Here is a 14,814-nt window from a genome sequence, read left to right as displayed (position 1 = left end):
GCGTTCTACTTTGAGGGTGTGGTCACAGGACTCTGGAACATCGCTGCCGATCAGCCGGACCTGACCGCGCTGGTCGATCCGAGTGGTCGAGAGATCACTTACTCGGAGCTCGCGGGCACCGCGAACCGCTACGGGCGCGGGTTCCGGGCGCTGGGGCTGGAACCCGGCGACAGCATCGTGCTGATGCTGCCCAACAGCGCCGACCTGGTGGCGGTGTACTTCGCCGCCTTCCAGACCGGCCTCTACGTCGTGATGGCCAACTGGCACCTGACCGGTGCCGAGGTCGCGTACCTCGTGCAGGACAGCGGTGCCAAGGCTTTCGTCGCGCACGAGCGGTTCGCCGCGGCGGCCGTCGAAGCCGCGTCGAGTCTTCCGCCCGCGGCGAAGTTCGCCGTCGGTGAGATCGCGGACTTCACCCCGCTGGCGAAGCTCGGCGAAGGCGAGGAACGCAGGCCCGACGGCCGCACCACGGGGTCACCGATGCTCTACACCTCCGGCACGACCGGCCGCCCCAAGGGCGTGCGCAGGCCGTTGACCGGTGCCGACCCGGACGTCGTGCCGCCGTCCGCAGCCTGGTTCTTCGGCGTCTTCGGGATCAAGCCGCACGACGGGCACGTGCACCTGTGCGGGTCGCCGCTCTACCACACGGCGGTTCTCAACTTCGTCGTCATCTCGATCCAGCTCGGCCACACCACGGTGCTCATGGACCACTGGGCGCCCGAGGACATGCTGCGCCTGATCGAACGCCACAAGGTCACCCACAGCCACATGGTGCCGACCCAGTTCCACCGGTTGCTGGCTCTGCCGGACGACGTGAAAGCCAAGTACGACATGGGATCGCTCCGCGCGATGATCCACGGCGCGGCACCGTGCCCGCTGGAGGTCAAGCGCCGCATGCTCGACTGGTGGGGGCCGGTCGTGATCGAGTACTACGCGGCCACCGAGGGTGGCGGCACCGCGATCACCGCTCAGGAATGGCTGCGCAAGCCGGGATCGGTCGGCCTGCCGTGGCCCACGTCCGAGATCAAGATCCTCGGCGAGGACGGCACCGAGCTGCCGGTGGGCGAGCAGGGCCTGGTCTACATGCGGATGGGCGACGCGACGTTCGAGTACCACAAGGACGCGGAGAAGACCCGGGCCGCGCGCGTCGGCAAGCTGTTCACGTTGCAGGACATCGGCTACCTGGACGAGGACGGTTACCTGTTCCTGTGCGACCGCAAGAACGACATGATCATCTCCGGTGGCGTGAACATCTACCCGGCGGAGATCGAGGGCGAGCTGATCTGCCACCCCAAGGTCGCGGACGTGGCGGTGTTCGGCGTGCCGCACCCGGACTGGGGTGAGTCGATCAAGGCCGTGGTGCAGCCCGCGGACGGCGTCGAGGCCTCCGAGGCCCTGACCGGGGAACTGCTGGAGTTCGCTCGTACCCGCCTCGCGAAGTTCAAACTGCCACGGACGATCGAGTACACGGCCGAGCTACCGCGCGACCCGAACGGCAAGCTCTACAAGCGAAAGCTGCGCGACCTTGCGTGATCTCATCAAGATGACGCCGGCCGAGGTCGAGACCTTCCTCGAGGGCCAGAAGACGTTGATCGTGGCGACCATCGGCCGCAACGGCCTGCCGCACCTCGCGCCGATGTGGTTCGCGTGGGTGGACGGCGAGCTGGTGTTCTGCACGGACCGCAAGTCGCAGAAGATCGTGAACCTGCGACGCGATCCGCGTTGCAGCGTGCTGGCCGAGGCGGGGGAGACCTACGACCAGCTGCGCGGCGTGCACATGGAGGGCGTCACCGAGTTCACGCCGGATCTCGGCCGGGTCGTGGACGCCGTCGTGGCGCGCAACTTCGGCGAGGTCGGCGCCGATCCCGAAGCCCGTGAAGCACTGCGGAAGGCGATGTCGAGACGCGTCGCCGTGATCTTCCGTCCGACCAAGACCGCCAGCTGGGACCACCGGAAGACGATGTCTGGAGTGAACCCGTGAACCTGAACCGCCGTCAGGTGCTCGCCGGAGCCGGTCTCGCGCTGGCCTCCGGACTGGTCAGACCTGGGACCGCCTCCGCCGATCTCGGCGAGTTCGACGTCGTGGTGGTCGGTGCCGGCGCGGCCGGCATGACCGCCGCGCTGACCGCCGCCCAACGCGGCCTGAGCTGCGTGGTCGTGGAGAAGGCGCCGACCTACGGCGGCTCGGCCGCCCGCTCGGGCGCGGGCATCTGGATCCCCAACAACGAGGTGATCCTGGCGGCGGGCATCCCGGACACGCCCGCGAAGGCCGCGCAGTACCTGGCGGCGGTCGTCGGTGACATCCCGCTCGCGCGGCAGCAGGCCTACCTGGCGCACGGGCCGCAGATGATCTCGTTCGTCATGCGCAACAGCCCGCTGCGCTTCCGGCACATGGACGGCTACAGCGACTACTACCCGGAGTACCCCGGCGGCATCGCGAAGGGCCGTTCGATCGAGCCGGAGATACTCGACGGCCGCGTCCTCGGCGCCGAACTGGCGAACCTGAACGCCCCCTACCTGGCGACACCGGCCGGCATGGTCATCTACGGCGCGGACTACAAGTGGCTCGCACTGGCCCTGGTCAACGCGAAGGGCGCGGCGACGGCGGCCGCGGCACTGGCACGCGGCACCGCGGCCGCCCTGGCCGGGCAGAAACCGCTCACCATGGGCCAGGCGCTGGCCGGCGGGCTGCGGGCCGGTCTGCTGCGGTCGAACGTCCCGGTCTGGCTGAACACGGGACTGCAGGACCTGATCGTGGAGAACGGCGCCGTCAAGGGAGTGCTGACCTCCCGGGGAGCCGTGCGCGCACGACGTGGCGTGATCATGGGTTCCGGCGGCTTCGAGCACAACGCGGCCATGCGCGCCCAGTACCAGCGCCAGCCGATCGGTACTCAGTGGACGGTCGGTGCGAAGGAGAACACCGGTGACGGTCACCGGGCGGGCCAACGGGCGGGCGCGGCGCTCGACCTGATGGACGACGCCTGGTGGGGTCCCGCGATCCCGGTGCCCGGCACGCCGTACTTCTGTCTGGCCGAACGCACGCTGCCCGGTGGCCTGATGATCAACGCGGCCGGCCGCCGCTTCGTCAACGAGGCCGCGCCCTACAGCGACGTCGTGCACGTCATGTACGACAAGAACCCCACTGACCCGTGCATCCCGGCCTGGCTCGTCGTCGACCAGAACTACCGCAACAGGTACCTGTTCGCCGACGTGGCACCGGCCCTGCCGCTGCCGGACGGCTGGTACCAGTCCGGTGCCGTGGTGAAGAACTGGTCGCTCGACGGACTGGCCTCGGCCATCGGCGTCCCCGGCGCGAACCTGAGGTCGACCGTCAGCCGGTTCAACAACCAGGCCCTGACCGGCCGCGACCCCGACTTCAAGCGCGGCGACAGTGCCTACGACCACTACTACACCGACCCGGCGGTCTTCCCGAACTCGTGCCTCGCACCGCTGTGGGCGCCGCCGTTCTACGCCTTCAAGATCGTGCCCGGCGACCTGGGCACCAAGGGCGGACTCGTGACGGACGCTCGTGCCCGTGTGCTGCGGGCCGACGGTTCGGTGATCCCCGGGCTGTACGCGGCGGGCAACGTCAGTTCGGCCGTGATGGGGCGGAGCTACGCCGGGGCGGGGTCGACGATCGGGCCCGCCATGACGTTCGGGTACATCGCGGCCAACAACATCTAGGGGCAACGGCAGAACGCGGGCGCGCCGGCGAACCTCAGTTCGTCGGTGATGCGCACGAACGGCCAGCCACCGGTCTCCGCGAGCAGGAGATCGGTGGTCACGCTGTCACCTACGACGAAACAGACGGTTCGTCCCCCGGTCAACGCCGTGCTGACGGCGGCCGTGAACTCCGGCGTCCCCTTGGGATGGCCGACCTCGCCCGAGACGAACACGCGCTGGAACCGGCCGGCGAGACCGGACAGGCGCAGCTTCGCGCGTTGCAGCGACCGGCAGCCGTCCGTGGCCAGCCACAGCTCGTGGCGTTCGCCGAGCGAGTCCAATGCGGACTCCACGCCGGGGAACGGGATCACCAGGGCGCTGCGCAGCCTGCGGAAGGCCAGCGCGGCTGCTTCGGCGTCCGCGGAGCTGTCCAGGTCGTCGAGAGCGAGACGCCACGCCCGCACGTCGTTGCCGACCAGCGCCCTGACCACCGCCTCGGGCACGGGCAGGTCGTGGAAGTCCGCCCAGAGCGCCTCCCAGGAAGCGACCCGTTGCACCTCGGGATGGCCGCAGTGCGGGTTGCCGCGCCACTCACGCCGGGCGGCGGCCAGCACCGTGTCCACCGCCTGCTCGTCGGCGACGATCGAGAGCTCTTCCAGCACCGCCCGGATGGCGGCGCGCACCGCCGCCCCGTCCGGGATCAGGCAGTCGTCGAGATCGACGAGGACGACGGCGTGGTTCATGAACAGACCTTGGCACACAGGAGCATCACTCCCACACCGTGACCTGACCGGTGATCGTCATGCTGTCCACGGCCGTGACGTCGACCAGGAAGATCCGGCCGCCGGGTGTCCTCCCGCAGACCCGGCTGCCGGCGACCAGGTTCGTGGCGTCCCTCGTGCCGCGCTGGGAGATGTCGGTGTCGCACTCGGCCCTGCCCGGCGTGCCGTCGCCGGCCCACTCCGCCAGCCAGTAGTTCTCGTCCCCGTGCAGACGGCCGGGCGTCAGGGGCCAGACGTTCATGCCGTCCATGCCGCGAGGTTGTTCGAGATCGAGGTTGTAGCTGCCGAACGGCACCGTGCCGCTGAACCGCACGCCGTCGCCGGTGGACGCGGGTGGGAGCGTGGCCGCCTCGGCGGCGGTCGTCGTGACGACCGGCGGGACGACGGGCGGGGCGCTGACGGTCCGGCGCGCCGTCGTGACGATCGGGGCCGGTCGGCCGGCCGTGGTCGTGGCGGGCGGGATTCCGGCGGAGACCGGTGCCGAGGTGACGGTGGCCTCAGTCGAATGCGCGCTGGTGACCGCCGCGGGCGTCTCTCCCGTCGACTCGCCGGGAGACGTCAGGTTCATCGCCATTGTGGACACACCCGCGACGGCGACCACCGCGACCGAGGCGGTGACACCCCAGAACGCCCGGCCCCGCTTGGACTTGTCGGCGACACCGAGGTTGAACGCGATCGACCCGGCCTGGAACGCCGTGCCGCTGACGTTGCCCTCGATCTCGTTGTCGGTCTCCCGATCGACGTGTGCCACGACTGACCCCTGCCCCGGACTGCGGATGTTTGACTCGCAGATCGGAGCGGTGCCGAGAAGTGTTACGGGTACGAACGGATTCGTTCGCGAGCTGTCTACCGGCCCTTGAACTCCGGCTTGCGCTTTTCTGCGAACGCCCGCGGCCCCTCTTTGGCGTCCTCGCTGGAGAACACCTCCATGCCGAGCCGGGCGTCCACTGTGAACGCTTCGTTCTCGTGCATGACCTCGGTCTCCCGCATGGTCTGCAGGATCTTCTGCACCGCAACGGGCCCGTTGGCCGTGATCAGCCCGGCCAGTTCCATGGCCTTGTCCAGGGCCTGACCGTCCGGCACCACGTGCCCGATCAGCCCGATCTCCTTGGCCTCCGCCGCACGGATGTGCCGTCCGGTCAGCAGAAGATCGGCCGCGACGGTGTAGGGGATCTGGCGCGGCAACCGCACCGCCGAGCCGCCCAGGGGGAACAGGCCCCAGCGCGCCTCCGAAACGCCGAACCGCGCGCTCTCACCGGCCACGCGGATGTCGGTCGCTTGAAGGATCTCCGTGCCGCCGGCGACTGCGGGACCTTCCACCGCGGCGATCAGCGGTTTCGTCAATCGACGTCCTTTGAGCAGCGGTTCGATGACGGAGAAGTCGAACTTGCCGGCGTTCTCGCTGGGGTGGTTGGACGTCATCGCCTTGAGGTCGGCGCCCGCGCAGAACGCTCCGCCCGCTCCGGTCAGGATGCAGACGCGGACGTCCGGATCGGCGTCCACCCGGTCCCACGCCTGTCTCATGATGGCCAGCATCGGGCCGGACAGGGCGTTGCGGACCTCCGGGCGGTTCATCGTGACGACCAGGACGTTGCCGGCCAGTTCCACCAGGGCATGTGGTTCTGTCGTGGTCGTCATTCGCGCGCCTCCTGGATCGAGTCTGACCGCACGGGGGATTGTCCAGAACAGTAACACGTTCTACTTTGCACACCATGGCCCTCAACGTCGCAGACCTCGTTGAACACGCCGCCGACACCGTGCCCGACAGGACCGCGCTCGTGTGCGGGTCCAAGCGGGTCACCTACGCCGAGCTTGAGTCGCGAGCCAACAAACTGGCTCACCACCTGGCAAAGAACGGCGTGACGCAGGGTGCGCACGTGGGGCTCTACGCGCGCAACTCGATCGAACTGGTCGAAGCCATGCTCGCCGTCTACAAGCTGCGCGCCGTGGCGATCAACGTCAACTACCGCTACACCAAGAACGAGTTGCAATACTTGTTCGGTGAAGCGGATCTGACCGCTCTCGTACACGAACGGCGGTACTCGCCGCTGGTCGCGGAGGTCGGCGTGCCCGGCCACGCGGTCGTGATCGACGACGAGACGGACGAGGACTTCGCCGGCGCCGACTACGAAACGGCACTCGCCGAGGAGTCCGGTGAGCGTGACTTCGAGCCGCGCAGCCCCGACGACCTCTACATCCTGTTCACCGGTGGCACGACCGGCATGCCCAAGGGCGTGATGTGGCGGCACGAGGACGTGTGGCGCACGCTCGGCGGCGGCATCGACTTCGTCACGGGCGAACGGCTGACCGACGAGTGGCAGCAGGCCAAGGCGGGCAAGGACTACGGGCTCATCAGGCTGTGCCTGCCGCCGCTGATCCACGGCGCGGCGCAGTGGGCCGTGCTGGGCGCGTTGTTCAGCTGCAGCACGGTGGTGCTGGTGCCCAAGTTCGACCCCGCCGAGATCTGGCGGGTGATCGAAAGGGAAAAGGTCCAGGTCGCCGTCATCACCGGCGACGCCATGGGCCGGCCGCTGATCGAGGAGTTCCAGCGCGGCACGTACGACGGCTCGTCGCTGTACATCCTCAACAGCAGTGCCGCGTTGTTCTCCTACACCGTGAAGAAGCAGTACCACGAACACCTGCCGCACACGACGCTGCTGGAGTCGATCGGGTCGAGCGAGACCGGGTCCACCGGCATCGGCGCGGTGCCCAAGGAGATCGTGAAGACCGACGGCACCAAGGTGAAGCTCAACGAGGACACCATCGTCATCGACGAGGACGGCAACAGGCTGGAGCCGAAGCCCGGCGTCATCGGCAAGCTGGCCCGCGGCGGGCACATCCCGCTCGGCTACTACAAGGACCCCGAGAAGACCGCGCGGATGTTCGTCGAGGTCGACGGCAGGCGGTTCACGGTGCCCGGTGACTTCGCCCGGTTCGAGGAGGACGGCGACATCACGTTGCTGGGGCGCGGCAACACCTGCGTCAACACCGGCGGCGAGAAGGTGTTCCCCGAAGAGGTCGAAGGGGTGCTGAAGTCGCACCCGGACGTGTTCGACGCGCTCGTCATCGGCATCCCGGACGACCTGCTCGGCCAGCGCGTCGGTGCGATCGTCCAGCCTCGCGACGGCGCGACGCCGACACTGTCCGAACTGGACGCTCACGTCCGCGAGACCCTCGCCGGCTACAAGGTGCCGCGGTCGCTGTGGCTCGTCGCCGAGATCGGCCGCACTCCCAGCGGCAAACCCGACTACCAGTGGGCGAAGCGCCACGTGGAGGATCATGCGCACCAGCCTGTGTGACGAGCTGGGCATCGAGCACCCCGTCTTCGGCTTCACGCCGTCCGAGCACGTGGCGGCGGCGATCAGCCGGGCAGGCGGGCTCGGTGTCCTCGGGTGCGTGCGGTTCAACGACGCGGACGACCTCGACCGCGCGTTGACGTGGATGGACGAGAACACCGACGGCAAGCCGTACGGCGTCGACATCGTCATGCCCGCCACCGTGCCGAAGGAGGGCACGCAGATCGACCTGGCGAGCCTCATCCCGCAGAGCCACAAGGAGTTCGTGCAACAGACGTTGCTGAAGCTCGGAGTCCCCCCGCTGCCCGACGGTGAAGGCGGCGAGGGCGTGCTCGGCTGGCTGCACTCGGTCGCGCGATCCCACGTCGACGTCGCCCTGAGCCACCCCATCCGGCTCATCGCGAACGCCCTCGGCTCGCCACCCACCGACGTCATCGAGCAGGTGCACGCGGCCGGAGTCCCGGTGGCGGCGCTGGCGGGCAAGGCCGAGCACGCACGACGGCACGTGGCCAACGGCGTCGACATCGTGGTGGCCCAGGGCTACGAGGCCGGCGGCCACACCGGTGAGGTAGCGACGATGGTGCTGGTGCCGGAGATCGTCGACGCGGTGGACGTCCCGGTGCTCGCCGCGGGGGGCATCGGGTCGGGACGGCAGGCCGCCGCCGCGATGGCGCTCGGTGCGTCCGGCGTGTGGATGGGCTCGTACTGGCTGACCACCGCCGAGTACGCGCTGGGCAACTCCAGCACGCAGGAGGCCCTGCTCGCCGCCGGTTCCAGCGACACCGTCCGCACCCGCATCTACACCGGCAAGCCGGCGCGGTTGCTCAAGACCCGGTGGACCGAGGCGTGGACGTCCGCGGAGGCGCCGGAACCGTTGCCGATGCCGTTGCAGAACATCCTGGTCAGCGAGGCGCACCTGCGCATCGCCCGGTCCGACGACCCGTCCGTGGTCTCGATGCCGGTCGGGCAGATCGTCGGGCGGATGAACGAGGTGCGGCCTGTGGCGGACGTCATGGCGGACCTGCTGGCTGAGTTCGCCCAGGCCGTGGAGAGGTTGAACAAGCTCGGCTGACCTCTTGACCTCTTGACCTGGCGACCTGGCGAGTTAGGGTGTGCGTCGGAAACATCTGTTCTGGGGGAATCACATGAAGCGCACCCGCGCGGTTTTGCCATGCCTCGTTGTGCTCGCGACGCTCGTCGCCACGCCTCAGGCCTCGGCCGCCACCTGCACCTACGTCAAGCAGGACCTGCCCGTCCCCGCCGGGGTGAGCAACGTGTACCTGAACGGTGGCAGCTCGAACAACAGCCGGATCGCCGGCCATGTCCAGGACGGTGAGTTCACCCGCGGCGCCTACTGGGTGAACAGCACGTTGCGGCAGCTGCCACAGCCGTCCACGGGCGCGGACAACGTCTTCACGATCGACGTGAACAACTCCAGCGTCGTCGTCGGCTTCGAGCAGGAGCTGGGGAGCCAGCCGTCGACGCTGCGGGCCTTCCGCTTCGAGAACGGCGCGTACGAGTACCTGGAGACCGATCAGGGCAAGAACTCGCTGGCGCAGGCGGTCAACAACGCCGGTGACGTCGCCGGTACCCAGCAGGACGGCGGCGTGTACCTGTGGCCGCGCAACGGTGCCAGGAAGCTGATCGCCGCCGACGGCGGCAGCGTGATCGGCATCACCGACGGTGGGAAGATCGTCGCCCGCGGCTCCTCGGGGGTGCTGGTGCACGACACCAACGGTGGCCCGACGGTGCAGATCCCCGGCGGTGGCGCCGGCACGGCCACCTTCGACAACGACCGCGTGTTCCTCACCGAGCGGTTGGCGTCCGGTGAGCGTGAGATCGCGGAGTACGACCTCAACGGCACGAAGATCGTCTCGCACCCCGGCGCCCAGAGGGCGTTCGGGCGCAACGGCAGCGGCACGCTGTGGGGCACCTACATCACGCCCGGCACCAACACCCAGGTCCACGGCCTGTGGCGCCCGGCCGGCCGGACCGACGTGGTGGCGGACCCGATGCCGTTGATCAGCACTTACTCCGACATCACCGACGCCGCGACGCTCATCGGCACCTACCGGACGACGGGTGACGTCGTGCGGCCGGCGCGGTGGCTCTGGGTCTGCAGCTGATTCACCGGAACACTGGGGAAACGAACCGATGAAGCCGAGAACCACGGCCACTTTGCTGAGCGCTCTGGTGCTCGCGTCGGTGGGTGCCGCGCCGCAGGCCGTCGCCGCCACCTGCCAGTACAACCGCCAGGACCTGCCCGTGCCCGCCGGGTCCGGGCACGTCAGCACCATGGGCGGCAGCACGAACAACAGCCGCATCGCCGGCCTGGTGATGAAGGGCCAGTTCGGCCGGGGCGCCTACTGGGTCAACAGCTCGCTGCGGGAGATGCCGCCGTCGCCCCTGTCGACGTGGTACCACGTGATTCCCACCGGGATCAACAACACCAGCGTCGTGGCGGGGTACGAGCAGCGCGACGGCGAGAGGACGAAGAAGGCGTTCCGCTACGAGAACGGCGCCTACCAGTACCTGGAGACGGATCCGGGTCAGAGTTCGACCGCGTATGCGATCAACGACACCGGTGACGTCATCGGCCTGCAGTTCTCCGGCACCTCGGAGTACTACGGCGACGTGTACCTGTGGCCCCGCAACGGACCTCGCAAGCTGGTCTCCTCCGGCAAGCCCATCGGCATCACCGCCGACCGCAAGGTCGTGGTCCAGCGAGTGGTGACCACGGACGTGATCGACACCAACACCGGCTCGGTGGTGGAGATCCCCGGCCGTCCCTCGTGGGTGGTGCTGGACAACGACCGCGTGCTGATCAGCGAGTACGTCGACCAGGTCGGCTGGGAGATGAGCGAGTACGACCTCGCGGGCACGAAGGTCGCCACCCACCCAGGCGGGGCGAAGCCGTTCGGGCGCAACGGGAGCGGCACGGTGTTCGGTGGACACCCCGGACGTACGGGCGCCAACGTTCCGGCCCTGTGGCGCAAGACCGGCCGGACCGACGTGGTCGCGGACTTCCTGCCCAGTGACTCCAGCTACAGCGACGTCACGGACGCGGCCACGTTGATCGGCACTTACTCCGGTGCGGACTCCGTCGCACGCCCGGCGCGGTGGCTCTGGATCTGCAGCTGATTTCGTGCTGGGGGAGAACAACATGAGTCGAAGTCTCACCGCCGGTGTGCTCGGCGCGCTGGTCCTCGCGTCCGCGGTCGTCACACCGCAGGCCGTGGCCGCCGCGTGCCAGTACACGCGGCAGGACCTCCCGGTTCCCGCGGGCGGAACCTACCCGCACACCAAGGGGAGCAGCACCAACAACAGCCGCATCGTGGGCGCGTACTGGCAGAACGGCAGTCGCGGCGCGGTGTGGACGAACAGCGCGTTGCGGCTGATGGCGCCACCGGCGTCCATTCAGGACAGCGTGCATCCGAGTGGGGTGAACAACACCGGTGTCGTCACCGGCCACCAGGAGATCTACCGCGGTGGGCCGGACCTGCACCGGGCGTTCCGCTACGAGAACAACGCCTACGAGTTCCTCCCCGCCGAGCCGGGCGAGCACTCCGAGGGTGTCGCGATCAACGACGGCGGTGACGTGCTCGGCCTCGTGTGGCAGGAGGCGACGCCGGCGCAGCGGACCGTGGTGATGTGGCCGCGGACCGGCCCGCGCAAGTCGTTCGGTGCCGGGCAGGCGATCGGCGTCAACGCCCAGCGCAAGATCGTGATGGTCGACCCGCAGGGCCCTGACATGTCGGGGTGGATCATCGACGGCGACACCGGCGCGAAGACGAAGCTGCCCGGTGCGCGCACACCGATGGTGTTCGACAACGACAGGGCGTTGCACTTCGAGTTCACCGCCACCGGCACCCAACTCGTCGAGTGGGACCTCGGCGGCGCGCGCGTCGCGACGTACGAGGGTGGCGTCAACCCCTACGGCCGCAACGGAAGCGGCACGGTCTTCGGCACGTTCGGCACCACCGCGCCGAGTCTGTGGCGCAAGACCGGTCGCACCGGCGTCGTGGCGGACAAGCTGCCCGACCCCGCTTATCACGCCGACGTCACCGACGCGGCCACGTTGATCGGCACCTATCGGGACGCCGACGACAGCTCTCACCCGGCTCGCTGGGTCTGGACCTGCAGTTGATCACTGCAAGCAGAGGAAAGATGAAACAGCGCAAAGTCTTCGCGAGCCTGGTCAGCCTGGTCGCGGTCATGTCGGTCGTCGCATCACCTCAGGCCGCGGCTGCCGCCGAGTGCGTGTACAGCCGGCAGGACCTGCCGCTGCCCGCCGGCGTCACCAGTGCGTGGACGGAAGGCAGCAGCACCAACAACAGCCGGATCGTCGGGTCCTACGACGACGTGAACATGGATCGCGGCGTGCTCTGGGTGAACAGCGCCCTGCGCGTGCTGCCCGGGCCTGTGGAACCGTTCCAGCACGTTTACCCGGAGGCGGTCAACAACACGAGCGTCGTGGTGGGCCGTCAGGAGTGGCGGGCGATGAGCCGGACGGCGGCCCAGGCGTTCCGCTACGAGAACGGTACGTACACCTTCCTGGAGACCGCGGCGGACGAGAACTCCAGGGCGGTGGCCGTGAACGACACGGGTGACGCGCTGGGCGAAGTCTGGAAGCGGGAGAACCCGGCCGAGCGCACGGTCGTGCTGTGGCCGCGCAACGGTGCGCGCAAGTCCTTCGGTCCGGGTTACCCGATCGGCGTCAACGCCCAGCGCGAGATCGTGCTGGCGGTGGAGGGGTGGGGGTGGATCGTCGACGGTGACACCGGTGCCAGGATCGCGCTGCCCGGCGCCCGGTCGCCGATGGTGCTCGACAACGAGCGTGTGCTGGCCTACGACTGGCGCGGCGAGGGCGTGGAAGGTCAGATCGCCGAGTGGGATGTCACCGGTGCCAAGGTGAACGAGCACCGGGGCGGGTACCAGCCGTTCGGCAGGAACAACAGCGGTACCGTGTTCGGCACGCTGCAGCCGAACCTCGGTAGCGGCCCCACCCTGTGGCGCGCCAACAGCCGCAGCCCTGTGGTGGCGGACAAGTTGCCGATGGAGCACTACTACGGCGACGTCACCGACGCGGCCACGTTGATCGGCACCTACCAGGCCGACCAGCAGCTCCGCCCCGCGCGCTGGCTTTGGCAGTGCAGCTGATGCGACGCGGGCGAGTGTTCGCGGGCCTGATGACGGTGCTCGCGGTGGCCTCGGCCACCGTGGCACCGCAGGCCGTGGCGGCGGCGTGCCAGTACACCGTGCAGGACCTGCCGTTGCCGGCCGTCGCGTTCCAGGCGGAGATGACGGGGAGCAGCACCAACAACAGCCGGATCGTCGGCGTGCGCGGTGAAACGGGCTCGAAGTACGGTTTGTTGTGGGTGAACAACGTCCTGCGTGAGATGCCGGGGGTGTCGCAGACCGACGTCATTCCCGCGGCGGTCAACAACGTGAGCGTGGTGGCGGGCCGTCAGGAGCATCGGCCGGCCGGCAGCGATTCCGTGACGTTCAAGGCTTTCCGCTACGAGGCCGGCGTGTACACGATGTTGGAGACCGAGCCCGGCGAGCAGTCGTGGGCGCTCGGCATCAACGACGCGGGTGACGTGGTCGGGCTCGTGGCTCCGCAGTTCACCTACAGCTACGCCACCGTCGTGATGTGGCCGCGCAGCGGGCCGCGCAAGACATTCGGCGTGGGCTACCCGCGTGGTATCGACGCGCAGCGCAGGATCGTGATGCTGGCGGACTCTTCATCGATCTCACGGGAGTCGGGCTGGGTCGTCGACACCGACACCGGTGCCAAGGTCGAGCTGCCCGGCGCGCAGTCCCCGCTGGTGTTCGACAACGGCCGGGTGCTGAACTTCGAACGCCTGAACGATCGCGAGAGCCAGATCACCGAGTGGGATCTGACCGGCACCAAGGTGGCCGCACACGCCGGCGGGGTCCGCCCGTTCGGCCGCAACGGCAGCGGCACGGTGTTCGGCACCGACCGGTCTCTGGCGCCGACCCTGTGGCGCCCGAGCGGCCGGACCGTCGTCCAGGCACCGTTCCTGCCGATGTGGGACCACTACGGCGAGATCACCGATGCCGCGACGTTGATCGGTACCTACACCAACGCCGATCGCCACCTACGTCCCGCGCGGTGGTTGTGGGTCTGCAGTTGATCACAGCACGGCGCTGAGTTTGAGGAGCTGGGCGGTCGCGCCGCCCAGCTCGAACTCGTGGCGCTTGGCCGCGGTGAAGTAGCGGTGCACGTCGTGGCTCATGTCGATGCCGGTGCCGCCGTGGACGTGCACGGCGGTGTGCGCCACGCGGTGCCCGGCGTCGGCGGCCCAGAACTTCGCCGTGGCCACCTCGGCCGCCGCGTCCAGGCCCTCGGACAGTCGCCAGGCGGCCTGCCAGAGCGTCAGACGGATCGCCGCGACGTCGATGTACGCATCAGCCAGACGTTGTGCCACGGCCTGGAAACTGCCGATCGGCCGGTCGAACTGCACGCGGGTCCGCGCGTACTCGGCTGTCAGCTCCAGGGCGCGTTCGGTGACGCCGAGCTGCAGAGCGCACAACCCCAGCGTGTAGCGCGTGACCAGCCGGTCCGGGGAGAGCCCCGGCACCACCTCGCCGCCTGCGTGCACGAACGATCCCGCCTCCGAGCCGTCGACCAGTTCCTGCGCGGTGACCTCTAGTTCGTCGGCACCGACGAGGAACACCTGGTCCTCTTGTGCCACCAGGAAAGCCTCGGCGCTCTGGGCGAACGGCACGGTCGTCATGACGCCGCCGACCTCGGTCAGCGCCACGGACAGCACTGTCCCCGGCTTCAGCCAGCGGTTGCGCTGCTCCAGAGTTCCGAACTCCGCGAGGGCCGACGCCGCGACCGTCGTGGGCAGGTAGGGCACGGGGGAGACCGCGCGGCCCAGTTCGACCAGCACCGAGCACTGTTCCAGCACGCCGAACTCGTCGGGCTGCTCCGGCACGACGCCCGACTTGACCAGGTCGAGCCAGGGCGTGTCGGACGAGTCGAGGATCTTGCGGGTCAGCGCGGCCAGTTCGCGCTGTGCCTCGGTCAGGGTGAAGTCCACGGA

14 protein-coding genes are annotated in these 14,814 nt (G+C 69.0%); 10 read left to right on the top strand and 4 right to left on the bottom strand.

Translation table 11 applies throughout. The features are described from left to right. Positions 1–18: 18 nt before the first annotated feature. Genes DFR72_RS26940 through kstD form a run of 3 tightly spaced genes read left to right on the top strand, consistent with a single transcriptional unit; the run spans position 19 to position 3,684 of the window. Positions 19–1,533 (top strand): acyl-CoA synthetase, encoded by a 1,515-nt coding sequence (locus DFR72_RS26940; protein WP_090063276.1) that lies wholly within the window; start codon positions 19–21, stop codon positions 1,531–1,533. Further along, positions 1,526–1,981 carry a pyridoxamine 5'-phosphate oxidase family protein gene (locus tag DFR72_RS26935; protein WP_211335546.1) on the top strand — a complete coding sequence of 152 codons (456 nt, stop codon included), beginning with the start codon at positions 1,526–1,528 and terminating at the stop codon, positions 1,979–1,981. Before DFR72_RS26940 ends, DFR72_RS26935 begins: the two co-directional genes overlap by 8 nt. Next, complete coding sequence (gene kstD, locus DFR72_RS26930) at positions 1,978–3,684, top strand: 3-oxosteroid 1-dehydrogenase (RefSeq protein ID WP_090063274.1); 1,707 nt, start codon at positions 1,978–1,980, stop codon at positions 3,682–3,684. The genes DFR72_RS26935 and kstD overlap by 4 nt, the downstream gene beginning before the upstream one ends. Here the strand turns inward: kstD and DFR72_RS26925 are convergent. From DFR72_RS26925 to DFR72_RS26910, 3 genes are all read right to left on the bottom strand, one after another. After that, positions 3,681–4,406 carry an HAD family hydrolase gene (locus tag DFR72_RS26925; protein WP_143086599.1) on the bottom strand — a complete coding sequence of 242 codons (726 nt, stop codon included), beginning with the start codon at positions 4,404–4,406 and terminating at the stop codon, positions 3,681–3,683. The two genes, kstD and DFR72_RS26925, sit on opposite strands and share 4 nt — an antisense overlap. A 25-nt stretch (positions 4,407–4,431) precedes the next feature. After that, positions 4,432–5,196: a hypothetical protein gene (locus tag DFR72_RS45720; protein ID WP_170176413.1), complete on the bottom strand. Its 765-nt coding sequence runs from the start codon at positions 5,194–5,196 to the stop codon at positions 4,432–4,434. 95 nt (positions 5,197–5,291) lie between these two features. Then, a complete protein-coding gene (locus DFR72_RS26910; RefSeq protein ID WP_090063267.1) occupies positions 5,292–6,083 on the bottom strand; it encodes a crotonase/enoyl-CoA hydratase family protein in 792 nt (263 codons plus the stop codon). A 74-nt stretch (positions 6,084–6,157) separates the two neighbouring features. Between DFR72_RS26910 and DFR72_RS26905 the strand changes: the two genes are divergently transcribed. From DFR72_RS26905 to DFR72_RS26875, 7 genes are all read left to right on the top strand, one after another. After that, positions 6,158–7,744: an acyl-CoA synthetase gene (locus DFR72_RS26905; protein ID WP_090063266.1), complete on the top strand. Its 1,587-nt coding sequence runs from the start codon at positions 6,158–6,160 to the stop codon at positions 7,742–7,744. After that, positions 7,725–8,813, top strand: coding sequence for an NAD(P)H-dependent flavin oxidoreductase (locus tag DFR72_RS26900; RefSeq protein ID WP_090063264.1), 1,089 nt, complete (start codon positions 7,725–7,727; stop codon positions 8,811–8,813). Before DFR72_RS26905 ends, DFR72_RS26900 begins: the two co-directional genes overlap by 20 nt. 73 nt (positions 8,814–8,886) lie before the next feature. Then, positions 8,887–9,867: a hypothetical protein gene (locus DFR72_RS26895; protein ID WP_143086598.1), complete on the top strand. Its 981-nt coding sequence runs from the start codon at positions 8,887–8,889 to the stop codon at positions 9,865–9,867. 28 nt (positions 9,868–9,895) lie between these two features. Next, positions 9,896–10,882 carry a hypothetical protein gene (locus DFR72_RS26890; RefSeq protein ID WP_090063261.1) on the top strand — a complete coding sequence of 329 codons (987 nt, stop codon included), beginning with the start codon at positions 9,896–9,898 and terminating at the stop codon, positions 10,880–10,882. A 22-nt stretch (positions 10,883–10,904) separates the two neighbouring features. Beyond that, a complete protein-coding gene (locus tag DFR72_RS26885; protein ID WP_143086597.1) occupies positions 10,905–11,888 on the top strand; it encodes a hypothetical protein in 984 nt (327 codons plus the stop codon). Positions 11,889–11,908: 20 nt separating this feature from the next. Next, positions 11,909–12,901, top strand: a complete 993-nt coding sequence (locus tag DFR72_RS26880) for a hypothetical protein (protein WP_090063258.1) — start codon at positions 11,909–11,911, stop codon at positions 12,899–12,901. Further along, on the top strand, positions 12,901–13,899 hold the full coding sequence (locus DFR72_RS26875) for a hypothetical protein (protein WP_143086596.1): 999 nt from the start codon (positions 12,901–12,903) through the stop codon (positions 13,897–13,899). Before DFR72_RS26880 ends, DFR72_RS26875 begins: the two co-directional genes overlap by 1 nt. On the opposite strand, the gene DFR72_RS26870 is transcribed toward DFR72_RS26875, so the two are convergent. Then, the gene (locus tag DFR72_RS26870; protein ID WP_090063254.1) at positions 13,900–14,811 is read right to left on the bottom strand and encodes an acyl-CoA dehydrogenase family protein; all 912 of its coding nucleotides are present in this window, start codon (positions 14,809–14,811) and stop codon (positions 13,900–13,902) included. Between the last annotated feature and the right edge of the window lie 3 nt (positions 14,812–14,814).

It is taken from the genome of Lentzea flaviverrucosa, assembly GCF_003350445.1.
Taxonomy (GTDB): domain Bacteria; phylum Actinomycetota; class Actinomycetes; order Mycobacteriales; family Pseudonocardiaceae; genus Lentzea; species Lentzea californiensis.
Note: the sequence above shows the minus strand (reverse complement) of the source record. Positions and strands in the feature narration are given on the sequence as shown.